At 40.4% G+C, this 25011-nt stretch carries 28 protein-coding genes; 6 read left to right on the top strand and 22 right to left on the bottom strand.

Features of this window, described 5'->3' with window-relative positions:
• Window positions 1–149: 149 nt before the first annotated feature.
• The 7 genes from dnaK to gpr all read right to left on the bottom strand — a co-directional run bounded on the left by dnaK (window position 150) and on the right by gpr (window position 8746).
• Complete coding sequence (dnaK, locus tag IE339_RS19255; protein WP_242170241.1) at window positions 150–1982, bottom strand: molecular chaperone DnaK; 1833 nt, start codon at window positions 1980–1982, stop codon at window positions 150–152.
• Between the two features lie 31 nt (window positions 1983–2013).
• Window positions 2014–2583, bottom strand: a complete 570-nt coding sequence (gene grpE / locus IE339_RS19260; protein WP_277933920.1) for a nucleotide exchange factor GrpE — start codon at window positions 2581–2583, stop codon at window positions 2014–2016.
• A 137-nt stretch (window positions 2584–2720) separates the two neighbouring features.
• The gene (gene hrcA / locus IE339_RS19265; protein ID WP_242170244.1) at window positions 2721–3752 is read right to left on the bottom strand and encodes a heat-inducible transcriptional repressor HrcA; all 1032 of its coding nucleotides are present in this window, start codon (window positions 3750–3752) and stop codon (window positions 2721–2723) included.
• A gap of 77 nt (window positions 3753–3829) precedes the next feature.
• On the bottom strand, window positions 3830–4972 hold the full coding sequence (gene hemW, locus IE339_RS19270; RefSeq protein WP_242170248.1) for a radical SAM family heme chaperone HemW: 1143 nt from the start codon (window positions 4970–4972) through the stop codon (window positions 3830–3832).
• A gap of 154 nt (window positions 4973–5126) precedes the next feature.
• On the bottom strand, window positions 5127–6950 hold the full coding sequence (gene lepA / locus IE339_RS19275) for a translation elongation factor 4 (protein WP_242170249.1): 1824 nt from the start codon (window positions 6948–6950) through the stop codon (window positions 5127–5129).
• 195 nt (window positions 6951–7145) lie between these two features.
• Window positions 7146–7478 carry a YqxA family protein gene (locus IE339_RS19280; RefSeq protein WP_053402060.1) on the bottom strand — a complete coding sequence of 111 codons (333 nt, stop codon included), beginning with the start codon at window positions 7476–7478 and terminating at the stop codon, window positions 7146–7148.
• Between the two features lie 155 nt (window positions 7479–7633).
• Window positions 7634–8746, bottom strand: a complete 1113-nt coding sequence (gpr, locus tag IE339_RS19285) for a GPR endopeptidase (RefSeq protein WP_242170252.1) — start codon at window positions 8744–8746, stop codon at window positions 7634–7636.
• 217 nt (window positions 8747–8963) lie between these two features.
• On the opposite strand from gpr, the gene rpsT reads away from it, so the two are divergent.
• A complete protein-coding gene (gene rpsT / locus IE339_RS19290; protein WP_053402058.1) occupies window positions 8964–9230 on the top strand; it encodes a 30S ribosomal protein S20 in 267 nt (88 codons plus the stop codon).
• A gap of 35 nt (window positions 9231–9265) precedes the next feature.
• Here the strand turns inward: rpsT and holA are convergent, their stop codons facing one another.
• Entirely contained in the window at window positions 9266–10285 is a 1020-nt protein-coding gene (gene holA, locus IE339_RS19295) for a DNA polymerase III subunit delta (protein WP_397428572.1), read from the bottom strand.
• Window positions 10286–10705: 420 nt separating this feature from the next.
• On the opposite strand from holA, the gene IE339_RS19300 reads away from it, so the two are divergent.
• On the top strand, window positions 10706–10837 hold the full coding sequence (locus IE339_RS19300) for a YqzM family protein (protein ID WP_083446554.1): 132 nt from the start codon (window positions 10706–10708) through the stop codon (window positions 10835–10837).
• 45 nt (window positions 10838–10882) lie between these two features.
• Here IE339_RS19300 and IE339_RS19305 read toward each other — a convergent pair whose 3' ends face one another.
• The 3 genes from IE339_RS19305 to IE339_RS19315 form a co-directional block, all read right to left on the bottom strand.
• Entirely contained in the window at window positions 10883–13180 is a 2298-nt protein-coding gene (locus IE339_RS19305) for a DNA internalization-related competence protein ComEC/Rec2 (RefSeq protein WP_242170256.1), read from the bottom strand.
• A gap of 64 nt (window positions 13181–13244) precedes the next feature.
• Entirely contained in the window at window positions 13245–13805 is a 561-nt protein-coding gene (locus IE339_RS19310) for a ComE operon protein 2 (protein WP_242170258.1), read from the bottom strand.
• 169 nt (window positions 13806–13974) lie between these two features.
• Window positions 13975–14604, bottom strand: a complete 630-nt coding sequence (locus IE339_RS19315; protein WP_242170260.1) for a helix-hairpin-helix domain-containing protein — start codon at window positions 14602–14604, stop codon at window positions 13975–13977.
• A 109-nt stretch (window positions 14605–14713) separates the two neighbouring features.
• Here IE339_RS19315 and comER point away from each other — a divergent pair, with 109 nt between their 5' ends.
• Window positions 14714–15538, top strand: coding sequence for a late competence protein ComER (comER, locus tag IE339_RS19320; protein ID WP_242170261.1), 825 nt, complete (start codon window positions 14714–14716; stop codon window positions 15536–15538).
• An 85-nt stretch (window positions 15539–15623) separates the two neighbouring features.
• Here the strand turns inward: comER and IE339_RS19325 are convergent, their stop codons facing one another.
• Genes IE339_RS19325 through IE339_RS19360 form a run of 8 tightly spaced genes read right to left on the bottom strand, consistent with a single transcriptional unit; the run spans window position 15624 to window position 20684 of the window.
• Window positions 15624–16376, bottom strand: coding sequence for a class I SAM-dependent DNA methyltransferase (locus IE339_RS19325; protein WP_431522775.1), 753 nt, complete (start codon window positions 16374–16376; stop codon window positions 15624–15626).
• Window positions 16376–16726, bottom strand: a complete 351-nt coding sequence (gene rsfS / locus IE339_RS19330) for a ribosome silencing factor (protein WP_053402051.1) — start codon at window positions 16724–16726, stop codon at window positions 16376–16378. The genes IE339_RS19325 and rsfS overlap by 1 nt, the downstream gene beginning before the upstream one ends.
• On the bottom strand, window positions 16727–17290 hold the full coding sequence (gene yqeK, locus IE339_RS19335; protein ID WP_242170263.1) for a bis(5'-nucleosyl)-tetraphosphatase (symmetrical) YqeK: 564 nt from the start codon (window positions 17288–17290) through the stop codon (window positions 16727–16729).
• Complete coding sequence (locus IE339_RS19340; protein ID WP_242170266.1) at window positions 17280–17849, bottom strand: nicotinate-nucleotide adenylyltransferase; 570 nt, start codon at window positions 17847–17849, stop codon at window positions 17280–17282. The genes yqeK and IE339_RS19340 overlap by 11 nt, the downstream gene beginning before the upstream one ends.
• Window positions 17850–17870: 21 nt before the next feature.
• Entirely contained in the window at window positions 17871–18164 is a 294-nt protein-coding gene (yhbY, locus tag IE339_RS19345) for a ribosome assembly RNA-binding protein YhbY (RefSeq protein WP_242170268.1), read from the bottom strand.
• A 10-nt stretch (window positions 18165–18174) separates the two neighbouring features.
• Window positions 18175–19023 carry a shikimate dehydrogenase gene (gene aroE / locus IE339_RS19350; RefSeq protein WP_242170270.1) on the bottom strand — a complete coding sequence of 283 codons (849 nt, stop codon included), beginning with the start codon at window positions 19021–19023 and terminating at the stop codon, window positions 18175–18177.
• Between the two features lie 34 nt (window positions 19024–19057).
• Entirely contained in the window at window positions 19058–20164 is a 1107-nt protein-coding gene (yqeH, locus tag IE339_RS19355) for a ribosome biogenesis GTPase YqeH (protein ID WP_242170273.1), read from the bottom strand.
• Window positions 20165–20168: 4 nt separating this feature from the next.
• A complete protein-coding gene (locus IE339_RS19360) occupies window positions 20169–20684 on the bottom strand; it encodes a YqeG family HAD IIIA-type phosphatase (protein ID WP_242170275.1) in 516 nt (171 codons plus the stop codon).
• A 419-nt stretch (window positions 20685–21103) separates the two neighbouring features.
• Between IE339_RS19360 and IE339_RS19365 the strand changes: the two genes are divergently transcribed.
• On the top strand, window positions 21104–21238 hold the full coding sequence (locus IE339_RS19365; protein WP_242170277.1) for a sporulation histidine kinase inhibitor Sda: 135 nt from the start codon (window positions 21104–21106) through the stop codon (window positions 21236–21238).
• 115 nt (window positions 21239–21353) lie between these two features.
• Here IE339_RS19365 and IE339_RS19370 read toward each other — a convergent pair whose 3' ends face one another.
• Window positions 21354–22130 carry a phosphatidylserine decarboxylase gene (locus tag IE339_RS19370; protein WP_242170278.1) on the bottom strand — a complete coding sequence of 259 codons (777 nt, stop codon included), beginning with the start codon at window positions 22128–22130 and terminating at the stop codon, window positions 21354–21356.
• A gap of 122 nt (window positions 22131–22252) precedes the next feature.
• Here IE339_RS19370 and pssA point away from each other — a divergent pair, with 122 nt between their 5' ends.
• Together pssA and IE339_RS19380 are read left to right on the top strand one after the other, a co-directional pair.
• Window positions 22253–22792: a CDP-diacylglycerol--serine O-phosphatidyltransferase gene (gene pssA, locus IE339_RS19375; RefSeq protein ID WP_242170279.1), complete on the top strand. Its 540-nt coding sequence runs from the start codon at window positions 22253–22255 to the stop codon at window positions 22790–22792.
• A gap of 296 nt (window positions 22793–23088) precedes the next feature.
• Window positions 23089–24510, top strand: coding sequence for a branched-chain amino acid transporter BcaP (locus IE339_RS19380; RefSeq protein WP_242170280.1), 1422 nt, complete (start codon window positions 23089–23091; stop codon window positions 24508–24510).
• Window positions 24511–24545: 35 nt separating this feature from the next.
• Here the strand turns inward: IE339_RS19380 and IE339_RS19385 are convergent, their stop codons facing one another.
• The gene (locus tag IE339_RS19385; protein WP_157052743.1) at window positions 24546–24704 is read right to left on the bottom strand and encodes a sporulation protein YjcZ; all 159 of its coding nucleotides are present in this window, start codon (window positions 24702–24704) and stop codon (window positions 24546–24548) included.
• A gap of 90 nt (window positions 24705–24794) precedes the next feature.
• On the bottom strand, window positions 24795–24956 hold the full coding sequence (locus tag IE339_RS19390; RefSeq protein ID WP_242170283.1) for a hypothetical protein: 162 nt from the start codon (window positions 24954–24956) through the stop codon (window positions 24795–24797).
• Between the last annotated feature and the right edge of the window lie 55 nt (window positions 24957–25011).

Here is a 25011-nt window from a genome sequence, read left to right on the forward strand (position 1 = left end):
CACCCCGGTTTCTTTCACATAAAAATTATTCTATCACTAACGTTCTTTTCATCGCAATACTAAACTCCATTGTTTCCAGATAAACTACAAAAAGTCAAAGCCAAGACGAGCCTGACTTTGACTTTTTGTTTTCATACCTGTGTATAGTATTACTTGTCGTCTTTTACTTCTTCGTATTCAGCGTCCACTACATCGTCATCGCCTTTTGTTGAAGCTCCGCCCGCAGCGCCTTCAGCACCTTGTTGAGCTTTTGCAGCTTCTTCATAAAGCTTTGTTGTTAGTGCTTGAACGATTTGTTGAAGTTCGTCTTTTTTCGCACGAATTTCTTCAAGATCGTTTTTCTCGATTGCCCCTTTTAACGCGTCTTTCGCTTCGTTTGCTTTTACTACTTCTGCTTCGTCTACTTTACCTTCAAGGTCTTTTAACGTTTTTTCAGTAGCAAATACAAGTTGGTCAGCTTCATTGCGTAGGTCTACTTCTTCCTTACGCTTTTTGTCTGCATCAGAATTTTCTTCTGCTTCTTTCACCATACGTTCTACTTCTTCATCAGAAAGACCTGAAGATGATTGAATTGTGATGGCTTGCTCTTTGTTTGTACCTAAATCTTTTGCACGTACGTTTACGATACCGTTTTTATCAATATCAAACGTTACTTCGATTTGTGGTACACCGCGTGGAGCTGCTGGGATATCTGTTAATTGGAAACGACCTAACGTTTTGTTGTCGCTTGCCATTGAACGTTCACCTTGTAGTACGTGAATGTCTACTGCAGTTTGGCTATCAGCTGCTGTAGAGAACACTTGTGACTTACTTGTTGGGATTGTTGTATTACGATCAATTAGCTTCGTGAACACGCCGCCCATTGTTTCGATACCAAGTGAAAGTGGCGTTACGTCAAGTAACACAACGTCTTTCACGTCACCAGTTAATACGCCACCTTGAATTGCTGCACCTAGTGCTACAACTTCATCAGGGTTTACACCTTTATGTGGCTCTTTACCTGTTTCTTTTTTGATTGCATCTTGTACAGCTGGAATACGCGTAGATCCACCAACAAGAATAACTTTATCAAGTTCGCTTGGTGATAAACCAGCATCTTTTAGTGATTGGCGTACAGGAGCCATTGTACGTTCTACTAGGTGTGAAGATAGCTCTTCAAACTTAGCACGGCTTAACGATACTTCTAAGTGAAGTGGGCCTGCTGCACCTGCAGTGATGAACGGTAAAGAAATTTGTGTTGAAGTTACACCTGAAAGATCTTTTTTCGCTTTTTCAGCTGCATCTTTTAGACGTTGTAACGCCATTTTATCTTGAGCAAGATCAATGCCGTTTTCTTTTTTAAATTCTGCTACTAAGTAGTCGATGATTACTTGGTCAAAGTCATCTCCACCAAGACGGTTGTCACCAGCTGTAGCGCGTACTTCGAATACGCCGTCGCCTAGTTCAAGGATTGATACGTCGAATGTACCGCCACCTAAGTCATAAACTAGAATTGTTTGATCTTCGTCTGTTTTTTCAAGACCATACGCTAATGCTGCTGCTGTTGGCTCGTTGATAATACGTTCAACTTCTAAGCCCGCGATACGACCAGCGTCTTTTGTTGCTTGGCGCTCTGCATCGTTGAAGTAAGCAGGAACTGTAATAACAGCTTTTGTTACTTCTTCACCTAAGTAAGCTTCAGCAGATGCTTTTAAGTTTTGTAGGATAATTGCAGAAAGTTCTTGAGGTGTATAGTTTTTACCTTCTACTTCTACTTTGTAGTCCGTACCCATGTGACGTTTGATTGAGATGATTGTGTTTGGGTTTGTAATTGCTTGGCGCTTTGCTACTTCCCCAACTTGACGCTCACCGTTTTTGAATGCCACAACAGATGGTGTTGTACGGTTTCCTTCTGGATTTGGAATTACTTTTGGTTCGCCGCCTTCAAGAACTGCGACACAAGAGTTTGTTGTTCCTAAGTCAATACCAATGATTTTACTCATCGAATTCTACCTCCTATATAATATGTATTTATTATTGATTCACTTTCACCATAGATGGGCGAATGACTTTATCTTTTAACTTATAACCTTTTTGGAATTCTTCTACAACCGTGTTCGGTTCATAAGAATCATCTTCAACTTGCATAACTGCTTGGTGAAGATAAGGATCAAACGGGCTTCCTACCGCTTCAATTGCCTCAAGTCCTTCTTTTTGAAGAGCTTCAGCTAGTTGACGATAGACCATTTGCATTCCTTGTAAGATAGCATCGTTTTGAGCTTCTTCTGTATCTACTTTTAACGCTCTTTCAAAGTTATCAAGAGCTGGTAAAATGTCAGTAATAAGTTTTTGAGCACGATACTTCTCAGCAGATTCTGCGTCTAAGCGAGTGCGGCGACGAAGGTTATCAAAGTCTGCTTGCAGGCGTAGATAGCGGTTTTCCTGCTCCTCTACTTTTGCTTGAAGTGCTTCAATTTCCACGTCTTTCGCATCTTTCTCTTCAGCTTGTTCTGCTGCTTCCTCGTGTACATCAGTTTCTTCTACTTCTTCAGTATGAACTGATTCCTCTACCATTTCTTCCGATGTGTGTTTCTCGTTTGCCAATGGTTTCACCTCCCTTAAATATATAGCCATTGGCTATTTGACCAGGACATGCCCCTCTAACTTAAGCAACAAGGGCACACCCTCTTTATACTTTCCATATTGCATTTTATTCTAAACCTACATTACACACAAATAAGCTATTCTTTTAAATGTAAGTTTTGCCAGCCTTGCGCAAAATCGTGCGAGAATAACTGCAGTAGACTAATCACGCGTGAGTATTCCATTCGTGTTGGACCTAACACCGCAATTTTTCCTAACTGCTCGCCTCCTAGAGAATAAGTAGCGGTAATCAAACTACAATTCTCCATCGCGCTTTCTTGATTTTCGCGACCAATTTTCACTTGAATGCCTAACTTGTTCGAGTGCAGCAGGCGCGTTACCTGATCTTCTTGCTCAATCATTGTAAGCAATGAACGAACCTTATTAATATCATTAAACTCTGGCTGATTCAACATATTTGTCTTACCGCCAATGAAGATCTTCTCCTCATTGTCGACGTGTAAAATGTTTGAGATCATCTCTACGGATTGCTCGTATTCATGGATATGAGCACGTAATAAGACCGCGATCTCTTTATAAATCCGATCGTGTAGTTCAACCATCGGGACGCCTACAAGTCGTTCATTTAAAATGTTGACCATTTTTTCAAGATCTGTTCCTCTTACAGCTTTAGGGACGGAAATCGTTTTACTTTCGACGTGCCCCGTATCCGTGACAATAATTGCAACGGCTGACTCACCGCTGAGAGGTAAGATTTGAATTTGTTTTAAACGATGTGTGGTAACTCTTGGTCCTAACACGATAGATGTTAGATTTGTTAATTCAGATAAAATTTGTGCTGATTTTTGGACGACCTGCTCTAGCTCGAAGATCCTTTCCGCAAAAAGAGACTTTACTTTAGAGATGTCAGCTACTGTTAACAATTGTGGGGATATTAAATGATCCACGTAATAGCGATATCCTTTTTCAGAAGGAACTCGACCTGAAGAGCTATGGGTTTTTTCAATAAATCCTAATTCTTCTAAATCCGCCATTTCGTTTCGAATCGTAGCAGAACTAAAGCTAATGTCTTCTTTTTTCGATAAGGTTCGAGAACCTACTGGCTGTGCAGATCGAATGAAATCGTCAATAATCACTTGCAAAATCAACAATTGTCGTTCTGTTAGCACCTTTCATCACCTCTGTTAGCACTCCTTTATAACGAGTGCTAAATCTAATACTAAATTACCAAATCACCTTTTTAATGTCAATCATTAATCCCTAGAAACGCTTGAAACACTTCGTTGCCTAAAAAACGACCTTTTGTCGTAAGGCGCACATAACCATCTTCATCCGTTAGTAACCCTAGCTTCACTTGTTCAGCAATCGCATCACCGAATACAGATTGAATGCTCTGGCCAAACTTTTCTTCAAAGCGCTCTTTGGAAACGCCTTTCGTTTTTCGAAGCCCGAGGAACATTTCCTCTTCTAGCTGCTCGCCCTTTGTGACAACGTGTTGATCTAAATAAGCAAACCCAGTTTCTCCTACAAGGTCCATGTATCGTTTAATCGGCGCCACGTTAGAACGTCTAACGCCGCCTACATAACCGTGTGCGCCAGCTCCAATCCCATAATACTCTTCATTATCCCAGTATGTTAGATTGTGCCTGCTTTCATAACCCGGCTTTGCAAAGTTACTAATTTCGTATTGATGGAAGTTTGACTTCGCTAACGTTTCCATTAAAAATCCGTACATCTTCGCTTCATCATCTTCTGACGGTGTGTGAAGCTTTCCTTTTCTCATCAGGTTATAAAAAACGGTTTTTGGTTCCACGATGAGTGAGTACGACGAGATATGCTCCACGTCCAATTCAAGTGCTTTTTCAATAGACTGATGGAACATGTCTAGGTCTTGTCCAGGAAGTCCATACATTAAATCCAAGCTAATGTTCGAGAAGCCCATTTCTTTTGCGAGCTTTACTAAGCGCTCCACTTCCTCATTTGTATGCACACGCCCAATGGTTTTAAGCAGCTGTTCATCAAACGTTTGAACCCCAATGCTAAGACGGTTCACGCCATACTCTTTTAAAAGCGTCAATTTTTCTTTCGTTAGCTCATTAGGGTTTGCTTCAAACGTATACTCACCGTTTTCAGCTAGCGGTAAGTACGTGCGAATGCTCGTTAAAAATTGCTCTAACTGCTTCTCATCTAGCGCAGTAGGTGTTCCTCCCCCTACAAAAATGGTCTCCAATTGTTTTGTTGGAAAGGTAGAAACGGTTTGTTTCATTTCTTGATCCATTGCCTCTAAATAAGCCTCAACTGGCTGATTTTGAAAAAATACTTTATTAAAATCACAATAGTGACAAATGTGATGACAAAACGGAATATGCAAATAGGCGGCTTTCACCATTGTAGCTTCACCTCGTTTGTATAAGAATTAGAAAAATACCGCAGACAGATTCTGCGGTATTTTTCCTGTTTCCCATCTGAATGGGATTTATTATAACACGTAACGAAATGAAACACTGTCCAAACGATCAGAATTTCATTTCCTTTTTATCTCATTAATCTTCGTCCATTTTCAGAACGGCCATGAAGGCTTCTTGTGGAACCTCTACAGAACCTACTTGCTTCATGCGCTTTTTACCTTCTTTTTGCTTATCAAGCAATTTACGCTTACGGGAAATATCTCCCCCGTAACATTTAGCTAATACGTTTTTACGCATCGCCTTGATCGTAGAGCGAGCCACGATCTTCTGCCCAACAGCTGCTTGAATTGGCACTTCGAACTGCTGACGCGGAATAAGCTCTTTTAGTTTTTCAACAATAAGCTTTCCACGGTCATAAGCTGAATCACGGTGAACGATGAAGGAAAGCGCATCGACTTTTTCAGCATTCAATAGAATGTCCATCTTCACAAGGGACGACGCTTTGTATCCAATTAACTCGTAGTCAAAAGAAGCATATCCTTTTGTGCTTGATTTTAACTGATCAAAGAAGTCATATACGATTTCTGAAAGTGGAATTTCGTACACAATGCTTACACGGTTCTCATCTAGATATTGCATATCGATGAAAATACCACGTTTCTTCTGACAAAGCTCCATTACAGCCCCAACATAATCATTTGGAACCATTACCGTTGCTTTAACATATGGCTCTTCAACATGGTCGATCTTTTGTGGATCTGGCATGTTAGAAGGGTTATCTACGCGTAAAGATTCTCCGTCTGTTAAATGCACGTCGTAAATAACACTTGGTGCTGTTGTAATAAGGTCGATCTTGAACTCGCGCTCAATACGCTCTTGGATGATCTCCATGTGTAGAAGACCTAAGAAACCACAGCGGAAGCCGAATCCAAGCGCTTGAGATGTTTCTGGCTCGAATTGTAGAGCTGAGTCATTTAATTCAAGCTTTTCAAGAGCTTCACGTAGATCGTTGTATTTCGCTGTATCAATTGGATACAGACCACAGAATACCATTGGATTTAATCGACGATAACCTGGTAGAGGCTCTGCTGCACTGTTCTTAACATGCGTAATTGTGTCCCCCACTCGTGTATCACCAACGTTTTTAATCGCAGCCGTTAAGAAGCCAACGTCTCCAACAGATAATTCTTCTTTCGCCACTGCTTTTGGTGTGAACACACCTAGCTCGGTTACTTCGAATTCTTTGCCCGTTGCCATCATTCTGATTTTGTCTCCAACTTTTACGCTACCTTCAACAATTCGAATGTAGGCTACTACCCCACGATAAGAGTCGTATAGAGAATCGAAGATCATTGCTTTTAATGGTCCTTCAGGGTCTCCCGTTGGTGCTGGAACCTTTGCCACGACTTGCTCTAGGATTTCTTCAATTCCAATACCAGCCTTAGCAGAAGCTAGAACTGCCTCTGAAGCGTCTAATCCGATCACGTCTTCTACTTCCTGACGAACGCGCTCTGGCTCTGCACTTGGCAAATCAATTTTATTGATAACAGGCAAAATTTCCAAATCATTGTCTAACGCTAAATAAACGTTTGCTAGCGTTTGTGCTTCAATTCCCTGAGCCGCATCTACTACGAGTACCGCACCTTCACAGGCTGCAAGGCTTCGGGAAACTTCGTATGTAAAATCGACGTGCCCCGGTGTATCAATTAAATGAAAAATATACTCTTCTCCGTCTTTTGCTTTGTATGTTAACTGGACGGCATTAAGTTTAATCGTAATTCCACGTTCACGTTCTAAGTCCATTGAATCTAAAAGCTGTGCTTTCATCTCACGAGACGTTAGCGCATTCGTTTTTTCTAGAATGCGGTCTGCTAGAGTAGATTTTCCATGGTCAATATGAGCGATGATTGAAAAGTTACGAATTTTTGACTGTCGCTTTAATTTTGCTTCTCTATCCATTCACTACTTCACTCCTACTAAAAATCGACAAGAATACATTAGTTTAGATTATATCAATAGAAACTACAATATACAATATTCAATATTAGAGAAAAGAGTGCCCTCGTCCGTTTAAAAGCAAAAAGTCTAGCATGTCCTACCGAATTGGTATGCTAGACTTTTTATAAACGTTTATTCATCTCAAAGCGATTGCGCTTACTTAAAAATGCCATCTAGTAGGTGCATGCCTTTTTCCGCTGCTCCTTTTGTTGCGTTGGCAATTTTTTTACCCGCATTTGAAAAAAGATTAAACGCTTTTCGTTTTTCTAACAGCTGCTGCTTTTCTTCTAAATTGAATTTTGATTTAGCACCCAAAACGGAGGCTTCTACTTCTCCATCATCTGTTGAAATGTTAACTGCTTTTGAGAGGGCGGGGTCTTCATAGCCCTTCATTTTTATCAACCCTTCATTAGCCGTTTGCATCCCTAACAGGACACCAAAGAACAGCAACGAAGCGACAAGTAAGCAACGAATCGTAAATTTCACCATTGGGAATTACCTTCCTTTTCCCGATCTTTTATTTCCATTATGGCTATTCATACACGGTTCCATTCACATCGATTGTTTCTTGACTGCACGCTGCCTCTTTTGGAACTCTACTCTATCTATACGCTACTAGAGAAAATGATAGAACCACCGAACGGTTAATGAGTGTATGACCCCAAATTATCTTGGTCGATTTGGTGATGAAGCGCCGCATTCAGTCCACCCGCTACAACGTTTGCCATGTCTTCAATAAACATATCTACTTCTTTTGGCGTCACCATTAAGTTATGTCCGAGCGGAGAAAGAACTTCGTGAATGAGCTTTCGCTTTTCATCTTCTGGAAGAGTTCCAATCATCCCTAGATATGTTTGACGCTCTTCTTCAGCAGGAAGATCATCTTCTGTTAGCTTCTTCTTCTCACCAAACGTCATCCCAGCAGGTACAAGTGATTTGGACGGCTTGTCTTGATCTTTCATTTCACGCCCAAAGTGTTTTAAAATAAAATCGATCGTATCACTCGTAATTGATACCGCATCGACAACGGTTGGAATGCCAAGTGCGATAACTGGAATACCGAGCGTTTCATAGCTGAGCTCTTTTCGTTTATTTCCAACCCCAGAACCCGGATGAATGCCTGAGTCAGATAACTGAATCGTTGCATTGACACGTTCAATTGATCGAGATGCAAGTGCATCAATCGCAATGAGGAAATCTGGCTTCACGCGGTCAACAATCCCCCGAATCACTTCGCTCGTTTCAATTCCTGTAATCCCCATCACACCCGGTGCGAGGGCGCAGACAGGGCGGAACCCTTCATCAACGCTTTCAGGCTCTAATTCAAAGAGATGGCGCGTAATCACCAAGTTTTCGACTGCCATTGGGCCGAGCGCATCAGGCGTTACGTTCCAGTTTCCGAGTCCCACTACTAGGCATGTAGCGTCGTCTGCAATGTTTAGCGTTTTAATAAACTGGTGAAGTTCTTTGGCAAGAACTCGTTCCACACGACTTTGAAATTCTGAGTCTTTATCACGTATCCCGATTGCTTCTAACGTTAAATAGCGGCCTTTCTTCTTTCCGATGGCCTCTTCACCTTCAGCCGTTACCTCAACATGTGTTACTTTAATTCCATCCACATCTTTTTCTTTGACAATAACGCCTTTAATTTCTGATGACGTCTGTTCTTTCTCACGATCCTGTACAACCATCTCACGTGCTTCAATCGCTAAATCAGTACGAACACTATATTTGCTTAAATCCAATTCCTGACCCATTTTTCATCCCTCCGATATAATCAATTACAAACTTCCCTTATTTTCCCCTCGATCATTGAGAACATGCATATTCGTTCACATATGCAAAATTATAAAATGATCACTAGATTCTATTGCATTATGCTCGTGGGTTTGATAGAATATCTTGTGTTCTAATTGCTAAAATTATCGAGTTAACCATTACCTCGATTTGTATTTTTTTTAGGAGGTGAATTGGATGCCAAATATTAAATCTGCGATCAAACGTGTAAAAACTAACGACGCTCGTCGTGCTCACAACGCTCAAATCAAGTCTTCAATGCGTTCTGCAATCAAGACTTTCGAAGCTTTAGTTGCAAGCAAAGACGCTGACAACGCGACATCTGCTTTTGCAGTTGCTTCTAAAAAATTAGACAAAGCTGCTCGTAAAGGTCTTATCCATAAAAACGTTGCTGCTCGTCAAAAGTCTCGTTTAGCTAAACAACTAAACAGCTTAACTGCTTAATAGCAGAAAAAAAACGATCCTTTTGGATCGTTTTTTTATTGTGCAGATCGTTGCAAGAAAAAGAGTTGCAAAATGAGCGATTTGTTCATTTTCCCCGTTTTCATTTCATAATCGGCGTTTGCCAAATCCTTCATAATTCCTTTTAGTTCATTTTCCTCAAAGCCTCGACTTTGCTGCATCGCGAGCTTCACACGAAACGGATGAACCTTTAACGTTTGAGCAATTTGCTGCTGTCCGTACCCTTGTGCAGAAAGTTGTTTGGTATGATACAACAGTCGAAACTGTGACACCAACAGGGCTAAGATTTTAATGGGCTCCTCGTTATTTCGAACCAATTCATCATACATCACAAGGGCATCTGAGACTTGACGCTTCACAACAGCTTCCACTAATGCGAATACGTTTTGCTCGAGCGTTTTTGGCACTAATTTTTCCACATGCTCTCTCTTAATCATACCGCCTTCACCAATGTACATCGTCAGCTTGTCAAGCTCGTTGATCACAAGAGACAACTTTAACCCCGTCAACTGAAGGAGCAAATCAACTGCAAAGTCTTCAATATCAACGGAATGCTCCCCGAGACGATCAATGATAAAAGAACGAAGCTCCCGCTCACCCATTTCATTTGCTTCTATACACGACGCATTTTTTTTCAGTAGTTTTGTGACCTTTTTGCGCTCATCTAGCTTTTCATAAGTCGCCATGATGATGACAACTGAAAACGGTGCAGGCTCTTCAATGTATGCTTGAAGCTTGTCTAAATTATGTTCAATTTTCTCTTTTGTTTTTTCGGCTGTTAAAAAGACGGGACGATTTAATACGACTACCCTTCTGTCTCCGAAAAAAGGCAGTGTTTCCGCATCTTCTATCGCTACTTCAATTGGCGTATCTTCTAGATCGTAATTGGACAAGTTGAATTCTAGCTCATCCTCATTAAGTGCTTGATCAATAATCTTCTTCTTCTGTTCGTTTAAAATGAAGGTGTTCGTTCCATGCAATAAATAGATAGGGGCTAACGCGCCCTCTTTTTTTGTACTTTTTGCCGTCACTATCAAACGCTCCTGACTCTTATAATAGATGAACAGCTTGAACCGTTCGAGGTATTATGCGGTGATCACCCAGATCATTGCGTAATACACATACTACTAGAGTAGCGGTCTTCAGTTGATTTGACAAGAAGAGCATCGTTCTTTTATGTACATCGCCCAATACGTTGATCGTTTTCTCAGCGCATTGGGCGATCTTCTTACCTTTCTCACTCAGCCTGCTTAGCGCGGGCTTCATCTATAATAAACACCAACAAGAAAGACCCTAGGAAATCCATCCGTTAGTGATAGCTACTTGATGTTATTATCGTTTCCGAAAGCCACCGAACTATTTGTGACAACTCTTGTCAGGAAAGGAAAGACCAATATCTCATATGGATTTTTTTAGTAATATCCCGTATAATGAGACATACAATGGGAGGGGTAGAAATGAACGAATTTGAGCAAAATGTCCAAAGTAAACGTAACGATGCTGTGGATTCTGGGGTAGGCTTTGTCGTATCATTTGGCTTTTTTACTACTTTGTTTATCATTGCAACTGTGGTCAAATTGTTAAGCTAGCAAACCATAAAGGCTGCGCTTTTGCAGTCTTTTTTTTATTATAGGTTATGGAGAATGCCATCGAAAGGTTCCACTTTTACGCGAAAAGCTGTAGATAACCTGCCCATTTTTATCACTACGCAACATATTCACTCCATGCTCCCGTAAAAGCGCCACTACCTCTCCATGAGGATGTCCATATCGATTATCTTTTCCGACTGATAGTAAGGCAAGCTTTGGTTGTATACGTTCCAAAAACTCTCTCGACGTCGAGGAACGACTTCCGTGATGGCCAACCTTCAGTACATCAACCTGCACATTAGGGTAGCGCTGGATCAATTTATGTTCTTCTTCCACACCTAAATCACCTGTAAATAACCATTTGTAAGGACCCAGTTCTCCGTATAGTACGACTGATGCCTCATTTTGGTTCGGTTCATCTCCTATAGGGGATAAAACAGAAAAACGTGCATCACCTTCTTTCCAACCATCCCCTGCCCTCACGACGGATATGTTTGTCTGCTTTCGCTTCGCTAATGCAACGATCGTTCTCTCAAGCTGACTCCATTCTTTTTTTTCACCAAGCAACAGTTCAGACGTGTGAAATGCAGTCAGTATTTTGGTGCTTTCCCCACCGTGATCGGTATCTCCATGCGTAAGAATAAGCTTATCAATTCGACGAATTCCTCTTGACTTTAAATACGGAATAACAATTCGATCTCCTATTGAAAACTCGGAGCGCTTTTGCTGCCACTCCTCTACGAGAAAGGTCAGCTGACCTCCTGTATCAATTAAATAAGTGGCTTTTCGAAACGGCAATTCGATTAAAATGCTATCTCCTTGTCCAACATCAATCATCGATACTCTTCCATATGGATGAAAATAGTGAACAAAATAATGCACGGTATACGAAAAAAATAGCACCGCAATTGCCACCTTCCATCGACCGTTCTTCCACGCTTCCCATTCGTACAGAAACCAAATGGTCACTCCATAAAACAAGGCGACAAACCAAATAGACGGTTTTCCGAATAATAACGACAGCACCTTCAGACGTGCCACCACAGCCACTAACTCATTGCTATACAGCAAAATCATTTGTAAAACCCAACCTAAAACAAAAGCAATCGTAGGAAATATCACAAGGCATGGCAAAATAAGCAAACAGAGCGGCAAAATAATAAAGGAAAAAAGCGGAACAAAAATTAAATTCAATAAAAAGCTGCTTAGGGAAAATTCGAAAAAATAATAGAGGATGAGTGGAAGTGAAGCGAGTTGGGCGATAAAGGTGACCTGAAGAAGCAAAAGAAGCGGATGATGAATGATCTTAAGTAGATGTCCTGCACTTAAAATTAAGAACAGTGTAACCACATAGGAGAGCTGAAACCCAATATGAAAGACCGAATAAGGATCGATGATGATCATGATAATGAATGAAAAGCTAATCGCATCTAGAGGTGATAAAAGATGGTTGAATTTTAATGAGCTCATTACTAAAAAAGCCGTTATGCAAGCTCTCACAACAGAAGGAGACGCTCCTGCCATAAACATATAGAATGGCAAAGCGATTAATATACAGGTGATCGCTCTTTCTCTCGTCACGCCAAAGCGTATGAGGAGGTAAAAAAACATCGCAACGAGCAGCGACACATGCTGACCTGAAATCGCAATAAGGTGAATAATGCCACCTTTTTGATAGTCGTCTAATACGCGCTCGTCAATGTCCTTTCGTTCACCGTAAATCATGGCCTGCATAAAAGAGGATGCTGGCTCCGACATGTTTTCTCTGATCTTTTTAATGCCTTGATCTCGCAGAGAAAACAGCGTATGAATCATTGATTTTGTTTCTCGCTTACACTGAGGCGATTCAATGGCTTGCAGCACCCAATGGATGGATTGACGATATAAATACTGTTTGTAATTGAAGAGAGACTCATTGCGATTATTTTCAGGAGGAATTAAGTCCCCCTTTAAACGACATTTCATCCCGATCGTTACAGAGGAAAGATCATCTTTCTGCTGCTTCGTTTGAACTTTATAACGCACTATTAATTTTTCACGGTCCGTGTTTACTTGAAATCGAAGGATGTCTCCATTGAAATCTGGAGTGGTCGCAATGATCCCTGTAAAATGGCGGTGTGCTGTTGTATAAGAGGATTGATTTCGATTATCGTAGATTACGTAATAGAGGGCGGTGAGAGTCATCATCGTAACACATAAAGCGACTAACCGTGGCGCGAGATGCAAACATAGAAAAATGATATATCCTATAAGCAACAGTGGTGCAAGAAAACCTGTATGAAATGCACAGGTCAGCAGAACCAAACAGATACCAAGTGCACTGTAAATCCATTTGCCAATCATGTCATTCACCTAACTTTTTATAAAAATGATGGGCGTCCATTTGTTACAACACCCATCACTTTCATTAGTTAAAAAGCTTCATTGCTTCTTCTTTTAACTCTTCCATTCGCGGATCAAGCGCGTCCTTTTTTGCCACTTCCGAAAAGATTTTTTCAATTAAAACGGCTTTTTCCTGACTGTGAAAATCAATGATATTTTCTTTAAGCTCTACTTGTGCGACTTTTACGCCTGCCTGTTCAAAAAGCTCAATGGCGTACGGATGATTTTTGTAGTTTTTTGCATAATAAACCGTTTGAATTCCTGACTGGATGATTGCTTTGCAGCAATGAATACATGGAAAATGCGTGACATATATCTCCGCGCCGTCTGTTTTCGCACCAAACTTCGCGCATTGCAACAGTGCGTTCATCTCTGCATGAATGGTTCTAACGCAGTGTCCGTCCACAACATAGCATCCTTCGTCAATACAGTGAACGCCTCCACTGATCGAACCGTTATATCCCCCTGCAATAATGCGTTTATCTCGAACAATCGTCGCTCCCACGGCTAGACGTTCACACGTGCTTCGTAAGGCTAACAAATGACTTTGCGCCATAAAATACTGATCCCAAGCAATCCGTTTCACATTTATTCCCTACTTTCATTTCGTTAAATAGATCCATCTTCCCCTAAAAAGCTAGGGAAGGTAGCAGACGTTTTTGCTTGTTCAAGTTCAACACAACAAGTCTCTTCCGTCTATTTTGTTTCTAGTGTATCGGGAATCTTCTGTGGTCGTCAACAGATGTATTTTCTTCCTATTGAACACGAATGGACTCTTTTAGCTTATCAAACGACTTTTGACCGATTCCTGACACGTTCATTAAATCTTCTATCTTTTGAAAGGGACCGTTTTCTTCTCGATATGAAATGATAGCAGAGGCCTTCGCAGGACCGACTCCATCTAATTGCTGAAGTTCCTCAGATGTAGCGGTATTAAGGTTAACAAGGGGATTTTCTATGTTAGAGGAGGTTCCAGGAGATGTATTGGAAGGAATCGCTACGGATTCACTCTCACCTATTTTGGGGACGTAGACAACCATTTCATCTTGAAGCTTTAAAGCGAGGTTTACGGCATTTTTATCTCCTTCGTCGGTGATACCACCCGATAGACGAATGGCATCACGTATTCGACTACCCATAGCCAACTCATATACGCCTGGAGACTTCACTGCTCCCTTTACATCTACTAGCACAGTCGTTTGCTGTGAAGTAGCCTGCACCTTTTGTTTATCTTTTACATTTAGACCTGCTTGTTCTTCTGCTGGTTCTAGTGAAAATTCTTGATCTGAGGTCACTCTTCCCTGGAAGACATACACACCTAAAAGAAGCAAAATCACGCACACCAATATGGTGCTGAGAACAACCTGTTTTTTTGAAAAGTGCAACGTTCACACATCCCTTCTAGTTTCTGTTTGCAGGCATGGCCCTGCATAAATTGTTTTTATCGTACATATGGTGTAGGAGAGTAATTTTTATTAAGGAGGGGATGAACCAGTGAATATAGGGTTTATCGGCACAGGAAATATGGGGCGAATACTAATTGAGGCGCTCATTGAATCCAAAGCAGCACATCCCTCAACGATCACCATGACGAACAGGACGATTCAAAAAGCCTATCATATAAAAAAGCTGTATCCTGAACTGCGTGTTGTTCCTCATGCTCAAGATGTGGTCAATGAAGCTGATTTAATCTTTATTTGTGTAAAACCGCTAGACATTCACCCGCTAATAACGCAACTTCAATCAAGCTTAACGCCCCGACACGGCATCATTTCGATTACAAGCCCACTGTCGGTCGAGCAGCTAGAAGAAATCGCCACTCCTGAAGTAGCAAGAGCAATACCAAGCATTACAAATCGTGCGCTCTCAGGCGTTTCTCTCCTTACATTTGGAGACAAAAGCACGTTAGCTTTTCAGCACAAGGTTCAGAGCCTGCTTTCACACATTTCAAAGCCTATTGCGATTGATCAGTCCGTTACGCGTGTAGCTTCAGATATTGTTAGCTGTGGTCCTGCATTTTTTAGTTTTTTACTGCAACGTTTTATTCAAGCGGCGGTAAAGGAAACAGACATTACAGAGGAACAGGCGACCATTTTGACAAGTGAGATGGTGGTGGGAATGGGAAAATTACTAGAGAAGAACATTTTTACACTACCGACCTTACAAGAGAAAGTATGTGTAAAAGGTGGCGTAACCGGTGAAGGAATTAAAGCACTTGAAGCTGGCGTGGGAGAGATGTTTGAGCATGTCTTTCAGAACACCCATGAAAAATATTATGAGGATATTGAGAAAATTAAAGAACAGTTCACGTATAAATAATTCGTGACAGAGCGAAAAATTCCTTTCTCCTTTTTACCATGAGGCAATAAAAAAAGAGCAGTCCGGATAACGGGACTGCTCTTCTCTATTTTTGAACGCAAAATAGAATACGTTCAGCCTTATCAGTCGGTGAGTCGCTTGTAAAATCAGCGGTCGTCTCAACAGTTGAAAAGCCAGCTTCTGTAAGCCATTGCTTGTAAGTGTCAACAGAGTACGTGCGTTGCTTATGCAACTCATCAAATCGATCGTACGCGTCTTTACGCTCATCATACACAAAAAAGGTGAGATCATGTTCAACAGAGTTTGGATGCTCTCCTTGGAAACAGCTCCATATATATGACAGTTCTTCTTCATTGTACGTAAACGTATTTTCACCGAAAATATGATTCACTTTATACAAGGAATGAACATCAAATAACAGCAAGCCTCCTGGCTCTAAATGATCATATACGCTTTTAAACGTCCCTTTTACCTGGTCTTCTGTCTCGAGGTAGTTGAGCGAATCGCAAAATATAACGGCGCAGTCAAATGAAGAAGGCAGCTCTAATTGAGACATATCTTGCTGAAACAGAGAAAGCTGTACTCCTTCACTATGAGCCTTATCTTGTGCGACCGTCAGCATATCATCTGACAAATCAACTCCTGTCACGTCATAGCCTGCTTTGGCTAAACGAACAGAAACCTCTCCTGTTCCACAACCAATATCTAAAATAGACGGTGCGGACAAGCCTTTTGCTTGAAGATTGAGAGCTGTATATTCAACCCATTGGTCATAAGGAACGTCTTTCATCAATTCATCGTACACATAAGCAAATTCCCCATAACTAAATGACATCATTACAGTACTTCACTCAAGTCCACGTGTGGAGCATCTCCCCATAGACGTTCTAATTTATAGTAATCACGTTCGTCCTTGTGGAAGATATGAGCAACAACATCACCAAGATCAACTAATACCCATCTAGCTTCTTCAAGACCTTCAATACGCTTTACATTTAGCTCGTTTTCATGAGCCTTTTCTTTAATTTCACGTGCAATAGCCTGAACTTGTTTATCAGAATTACCGTGACAAATAACAAAGTAGTCTGCCACTAGAGATACCCCTTGCATGTTTAAGGCGATTACATCTTCTGCTCGTTTATCGTCTGCTGCTTTTGCAACAAGAGTTAGAATTTCACGTTCTTGCATTTACTTTCCTCCTAAAATTAAGCTGTTATATGTGTAGATCGTATCCGGATACACCATTTGATTTTTCTTTAGTAAAAAGGAAATGGTATTTCGTAACGATTGAACCAACGCTTGATCTAAATCCACCTTCGCAGTTTCTCGAACTTCATCAACTCCAGGAAAGTGACGACCTGGCTCAATATAATCAGCTAAGTAAATTACCTTTTCAAGTAGCGTCATATCCGCCCGTCCAGACGTGTGGTAACGGATCGCAGATAAAATATCCGGATCTGTGATACCGACTTCTTTTTCGACTAAATAAGCGCCGACCGGAGCATGCCAAAGCTCAGCATTATGCACCAGAAGATCTTCTGGCATTTTCTCGGTTCGAATAATTTGCTCCATTTCATCTTTGGAACGAAATTTTGCATAGTCATGAAAAATCGCAGCCGTTTCTGCTTTTTTCTCATCTACTCCGTACAGCTTTGCAAGCTGAATAGCTGTTTCCATTACCCCAATCGTATGCTGGTAACGATGCTCCGTCATTTGCTCTTTTACAATTGCTAATGCTTCGTCACGATTCATATAAATGATTCTCCTCAATGTATCGTTTCACAGTATCTGGTACAAAATAGCGAATGGTTTCGTGCCGTGTTACCCGATCACGAATAAAAGAGGACGAAATTTCCAGCTGTGGAATTTCGACTCTCTGAATTGGATAAGGTGTCTCAATATCGAAACCAGGGCGCTGAACGCCAACAAAATTCACCACTTCTACTAGCTCATCAATGCGATGCCACTTTGGCAAATATTCAATCATATCTCCACCAATGATGAAGTAGAATTGATGATCAGGATACATTTCTTGAAGCAGCTGCATTGTTTCAATCGTATAGGATGTTCCCTTTTTTTCAAACTCGATTGGCTGAACCTCAAATTGTTCGTTGTCCTTTACCGCTCGTTCAATCATACTCAGGCGGTGCAGAGGATTCATTCCCTTTTTAATCTCTTTATGTGGAGGGATGTAAGAAGGCAAGAACCACACCTTGTCTAGCTCTAATGCATGAAGCACTTCGTTAGCAATGGCAAGGTGACCAAGGTGGGGAGGATTAAATGTTCCTCCAAGAATACCAATTCGCTTCAAACGTACCCGACTCCTTTAAGATTATTTTGGCAATACTAGCTGTTTGTTCTCACGTGATTCTTTGTACAACACAATTGTATTTCCAATTACTTGTACAAGCTCTGCTTTTGCTCCAGAGCTGATTTGCTCTGATACTGTGTAGCGATCTTCTTCACAGTTTTGAAGTACACTTACTTTAATTAGTTCACGAACCTCTAATGCTTCTGCAATTTGCTTAATCATATTGTCATTTACTCCGCCCTTCCCTACTTGGAAGATGGGATTTAAATGATGCGCTTTTGAGCGTAAAAAACGTTTTTGCTTACCTTTTAACATTGTAATTCTCCTATTTCTTATGATTTAAGTGTTTCAGGACGATTTCTTCCATCGCTTTTGTGTCCGGAGCACGCCCTGTCCATTTTTCAAATGCCAGTGCGCCTTGCATAATAAACATTCCTACTCCATTATGCGCAACGGCACCTGCCTGACCCGCATTCTTCAACCATTTCGTTTCAAGTGGATTGTAAATAATATCACTTACAACCGCTCCTTCTTGAACGCGTTGAAGAGCGAGTGGCTCTTCATCTATATTCGGATGCATGCCAACAGAGGTGGTGTTGATCACAATATCCACCTCTTGCAACAACTCTTTTGCATGTAGAAGAGAAACTGCTTCAGCTTTCACCTCAATGGGACATGCTCCAATTAATGCTTCTGCTTTTTGAACGGTGCGGTTCGCTAAATAAATGACCTTCGGCTGTTCGGTTTGCGAAGCCAACGTGTAAAAAATAGCTTTTGCAGCCCCTCCTGCTCCAATAATGAGAACATTTTTAGCAGAAAGTTCTTTCTCGTTAACTACCTGAAGCAGAGATTTTACATAGCCCTCTCCGTCCGTATTGTATCCAACGTAACGCCCTTCAACGTTGCAGACGGTATTAACCGCTCCAATTGCCTGCGCTAGCGGATCAATTTCATCCAGATGCTCCATGATGTCTACTTTATAAGGGATCGTTACGTTAAACCCTTTGATTCCTAAAGCTTTTAATCCTTGAATAGCCGTACCAAATTGAGCCGGATCAATATCAAACGCTTGGTAATGTGCGTCAATACCAAGGCGCTGAAAAGCATCGTTATGCATAGCAGGGGACAATGAATGGCCAACCGGATGACCAATTAAACCAAATAATTGCGTCATACTGCTTTCTCCCCCTTTTTATTTGGCGTATCGATTAAATTAAAGACTCGCGTACAAACACGCCGACTCCCTGTGGAACGTGCGCAACTACTTTCGCACCAGGCTCGTTTACTGTTACCCAACCGAGGCCTGAGAAGACAATGTCTGTTTTTCCTTCTTTAATATTGAACTCATGAGCGACAAGAGGTGGGAACTCATCCAACTGCTCTTGACGAGGTGGCTGTAATAGCTCTCCTAAATGATTCGCATATAAGTCATCTGCTTTTTCAAACTTTGTGCGATGAATATTAATCTCATTGGATACATAACATGTAAGCGCACGCTTGCCGCCACTCACGTAATCCAAACGAGCTAGTCCTCCAAAAAAGAGCGTTTGCGCTTCATTTAATTGATAAATTTTTGGCTTAATCTCTTTTTTAGGAGAAATAATTTTCAAGTCACGCTTGTCTACATAGTGAGCCATTTGATGATGATTGATAATTCCTGGCGTATCATAGAGCGTCGCCGTTTCGTCCAAGGAGATCCCAATTAAATCTAACGTTGTTCCAGGGTATTGTGAAGTTGTAATAATATCCTGCTCACCGCTGAACTCTTTAATCAGACGATTAATAAACGTTGATTTTCCTACATTTGTACACCCAACAACGTATACGTCCTGTCCATTTCGATATTCTTCAATCGCAGCAGCAAGCTCCTGAATACCTTGTCCTTTATCCGCACTGATCAAAAAGACATCTGCTGCACGAAGTCCAAGATCCTTCGCTGATTTTTTCATCCAGTTTACAAGCTTATTCTTTTTAGCCGATTTCGGCAATAAATCAACTTTGTTTCCTACTAATAAAACATCATTGTTTCCGACAAAACGGTGTAGTCCTGGTAACCAGCTTCCGTTAAAGTCGAAGATGTCGACGATTTTCACAACAAGTCCGCGTGACTGCCCAATGCCGTTTAAAATCTTTAGAAAGTCATCGTCCGTTAAAGATACGTCTTGAATTTCATTATAGTGTTTTAAACGAAAACAACGTTGGCAAATGACAAACTCTTTTTCTAACGCTGATGCAGGAGTATAGCCAATTTCAGACGGATTTTCTGTCTGTAATTCTACTCCACATCCCATACAATGCAATACTTCTTCAGTCAATGTTTTAGTCCTCCCAATTAATCATGCCTTTTCTTTTCATAAAGGCCAATATTCTTCGTTCCATACGACGGTTAAATTTCGTAATAAATCCATCCGTCTGAGCAACAGGTACCACTAAAATGGTATACACGCCGAGACGGTTTCCACCGAGTACATCTGTCAGAAGCTGATCTCCTACGACGACGACCTCTTCTTTTTTCAAGTTCATCGCCTTTAGTGCACGTCTGAAAGAACGACGCAGTGGTTTTCGTGCTTTAAAAACAAACGGAAGCTCTAATGGGTCAGAAAAGAATTTAACACGCTTTTCAGCATTGTTTGAAACGATGGTCACTTGAATGCCATGCGCCTTCATTTCTTTAAACCATTCAATAAGCTCTGGCGTAGCATCTGGTCGATCCCACTCCACTAATGTATTATCAAGATCGGTGATGATCCCTTTAATTCCTCGTTGTTTTAACTCTTGTGGTGTAATATGAAATACGTTTTTCACATGCTCATTAGGTAAAAATAATTTTAACACTTTTAAACACCTCTATGATATGTCGAACTTTGGATAAATGAAGCACAACTTTTAATTATAACGCTTGATCTATATTTTCCAACCATAAATAATGAATTATCCTGATCTATCCTTGGGTTCCGTCATTTAATAAATAATACATTCCTATACGAAATAAATAAAGCCCCACAAAAATTTTTCGACAAATCTTGAACTTATCCAACCTGTGGATAAATCTATCAACAATATACCGTCTATGTTTTCAACTTTTATGGTAATTATAAACAAGATACCCACATTTTATCCACTTATTCCTGTGGATAACAGAACGATTGTTCGAAAAGAAGTTTCGTGGTAGATTGATTGTAGCGCATTCAATTAGTATATGCGCTCATCATGTCAGTCAGAACCTCTACTACTTAATAGGAGGTGGAAGCCTGATGCATAAGTTATCAGACAAGCTTCTCGTGGAATCATATTGCCGAGCTACAGAACTGAAGCTAAATCCTGAATTCATTCATCTAATTGAAAAGGAAATTAAACGCCGTTCTCTTCAAGTAGAAATTATAGCTTAACATATAATTGACTTCTTCATATTGAAACGCTAGGCCTTATCGCAAAGAAGGGTGTCATCGCTCGACATAATATTCGTCGTCCGATGACACCCTATTACGTTTGTTCCTATATAATCTAGATCGTTCCAATCCGTTCGCCTACTCGTACAGGCTGCTGTGGCTGTAAATGATCTGATAAATGAAGTTTTCCTTTTTCTAAAAATAACACGACGGTCGAACCAAAAGAAAAATACCCCAGCTCTTCACCTTTTTTTACATGCTCATTCTTAACGGTTGTTTCAATGCTATTAATAAACATTGCTCCTACTTTGACTAGCAATAAATCACCGGTTGAACCTTTCATTTGCAGAAGCTTTCGATAGTTTTTCGTAATGGGATCTTTTCCATATTTCAATCCCCACGAGTTTACAGGGTACGACTTTCCGCCAAGCGTCCATTGTTTTTCAATCGTTGCTTGAATCGGGCTGTGAATACGATGATAATCTTTTGGACTCAAGTATAGAATAATGTACTCTCCGCCTACATATTTCTGTAGAATATCATCGTCACCAATCATCTCTTCAATGGAGTACTGCTTATTTTTAACCGTAATTTCTTTTTCCGGCGTTACGGTTCCCATACTCTCAATCACAGCATCTACAGGGCTTACAATAGATGTTAGATCTGTATCAATAGGTCTTGCTGTCTCCTTCAATTCGCGAATGAAGAATTCTTGCAGCGTTTTGTATGTGTTTAACTCATTTTTCATTTCATTTTGATTAATTTTGTATACACGCGCATATGATGATATGAAATGCGAGCTAATAGATGATAGTGAAAATCGCTTAATCATAGATGATGAAAGGGGATGATTCGTTAATTCAATCATGAAGCGATAAAGATTTTTACGCAATAAAAATTACCTCCGCCATCGTAATACCTCTTTACTAACCTTACAATTAAGACTACAATAGGGTTACGTTTGTTGTTTTCCGTTTGGCATTATATACCATCCTAGTAAAGGGAGTGAGAAACATGTTTTTGTCTGATTATGTTGATCACACAATCAAAAAATTGAAAGCTCAGTCTGCTAACACCTTAACTATATTAAATCTCAGTTTAGGCGGATTCGCAATCCTTTGTATATTAAAAGATCAATTTAATTTAAGCTTACTTTTAATCTTTTTAGCAGCGTTCGCTGATAGATTTGACGGAATGGTCGCTAGAAAATTAAATATCGAATCTGAATTTGGAAAACAACTTGATTCGATGTGTGATATCATTTCGTTTGGAGTCGCACCTGCTCTCTTAATTTACCAAACGGTATTAGGAGATTTCGGAGCTCCTGGTGCAATTTTTACAATCATCTATATTGCTTGTGGTGCATCTCGTTTAGCACGATTTAACATTACTGAAAGCAATGGATATTTCACCGGTCTACCAATCACAGCCGCTGGCTGCTTGCTTACACTAAGCTATTTAACCGTCTCATTTATTCCTGTCCATTTCTTCATGTTTATTGTCATTATTCTTTCATTCTTAATGGTTAGCACATTTAAACTAAAAAAAGTGTAAGTTGAAAACTCGTTTCTTACTTAAAGAAGCGAGTTTTTTGTTTATAGATCATTATGAGGAAAAAGCGAAAGGTCCTACCTTCTTTTTATGATTTAGACTTACTCCACCTATCCAACAATTCCTAATAACTAATTTTTCAAAAAATTGTTGCTTTTTGACGAAAAAGCAATTAAAGTATGTCTATATTCTCCCTAAATATCGTGAGACGGGCTAAATCCCTTTTGTTCTTTTAGCCGTCAGTGATTTTTTTGGTTTATTTTATCAGAAAATTCAAACAAAAACTTCGGAGGTCTACTATGAGTTTATTCAGGAAAAAATCCATCGCATCTTTAATAAAAGAAACGACAGGAAAAGATGTTGCACTAAAAAAGGATTTAGGCGCTTTTGACTTAACGATGTTAGGCATTGGCGCAATTATCGGAACAGGTATTTTCGTTTTAACTGGCGTAGCCGCAGCAGAGCATGCAGGACCTGCACTAATCATTTCATTCATTCTTTCTGGACTTGCCTGTGTATTTGCTGCCCTATGTTATGCCGAATTTGCTTCTAAAGTTCCTGTATCCGGAAGCGCGTACACTTACAGCTACGCGACGTTTGGCGAATTAATCGCATGGATCTTGGGCTGGGACTTAATTTTAGAATACGGGCTCGCTTCGTCAGCCGTTGCAAGCGGATGGTCTGGTTATTTCCAAGGACTGCTTGGTGGATTTGGTATTCATTTACCAACGGCCATCACAAGCGCCTATGATCCATCAAAGGGAACGTTCATTGATGTACCTGCTATAGCCATTGTGTTTATTATTACATTACTTTTATCACAAGGAACAAAAAAATCAGCCAAATTTAATGCCGTAATGGTTCTTATCAAGCTTGCGGTTGTCGTTCTATTCATCGCTGTTGGCGTATGGTATGTAAAACCAGAAAACTGGACGCCGTTTATGCCATTTGGCTTCAGTGGAGTCGCAACAGGTGCTGCCACTGTATTCTTTGCTTATATTGGCTTTGATGCTGTTGCAACGGCTGCTGAAGAAGTACGTAACCCGCAGCGCAACATGCCAATCGGAATTATCGCTTCCTTACTTGTTTGTACAGCACTATATATTATCGTTTCAGCTATTTTAACAGGTATTGTTCCTTACACTGAATTAAATGTTAAAAACCCTGTAGCGTTTGCGCTAAATTACATTAATCAAGACTGGGTAGCTGGTCTGATCTCTGTAGGAGCAATCACAGGAATTACAACGGTTCTACTTGTAATGCTTTATGGACAAACTCGTTTATTCTATGCGATTAGCCGTGACGGTTTGCTTCCGAAAGTCTTTTCAAAAGTAAGCAAAAAGAAGCAAACGCCTGTAGCGAATACGTGGATTACATGCTTACTTGTTTCTTTCTTTACAGGTTTTGTACCATTAAGTAAACTTGCAGAATTAACAAATATCGGAACTCTTTTCGCTTTCATGACGGTATCGATTGGGATTTTATATTTACGTCGCTCAAAAGATCAAGGTGAAACAAAATCAGGATTCTCTGTTCCATTTGTACCTTACGTACCCATTTTAGCTTTCGTATTTTGTGCCTACCTTGCTCTTCAGCTCCCACGTCTAACATGGATCAGCTTTGGCGTATGGTTAGTTCTTGGTTTAATCGTCTACTTCCTATACGGCAGAAGACACAGTAACTTAAACACACAAACAAACCTCAATAAAAAGATCGGATAATGACAAAAGGGCTCATGCGCATGCATGAGCTCTTTTTAATTCCACCAATTGCAGTAGCAATTGAAATAATAGAAGCTTCCAAAAATCAAAAGCAGTACGAATAAAATAATCAGTAAGGCAAAGGCAAATCCGCCTCCGTATCCATATCCGCACCCATAACCATATCCAAATGATCCTGGATATCCATAGTACATGCGATTTCCCCCCTTTTTACTTAGTTAGTACAGCGTATGATAAGAGGGAAATTTGGTTTGGGACATTCGTGGATATGATGCTTATCCTATTTAACGATTGTCACGTAGTGGACGGATCCACAGTAGAACAATTGAAATGACGGTAATGATAAGCACCGCGATCCATTTCCATTCCATTCCATCTTTTAAAATATTGTTAATGACTCCTGCTACAATGACGAGCCCTACTAAAAGCAAAAAAATTTTTCTCATTGTGTTTCATTCTCCACCTTTTTCTTTCCATTGTAATCAACAAGCACAAACAAAT

Source organism: Priestia koreensis (assembly GCF_022646885.1).
Classification (GTDB): domain Bacteria; phylum Bacillota; class Bacilli; order Bacillales; family Bacillaceae_H; genus Bacillus_AG; species Bacillus_AG koreensis_A.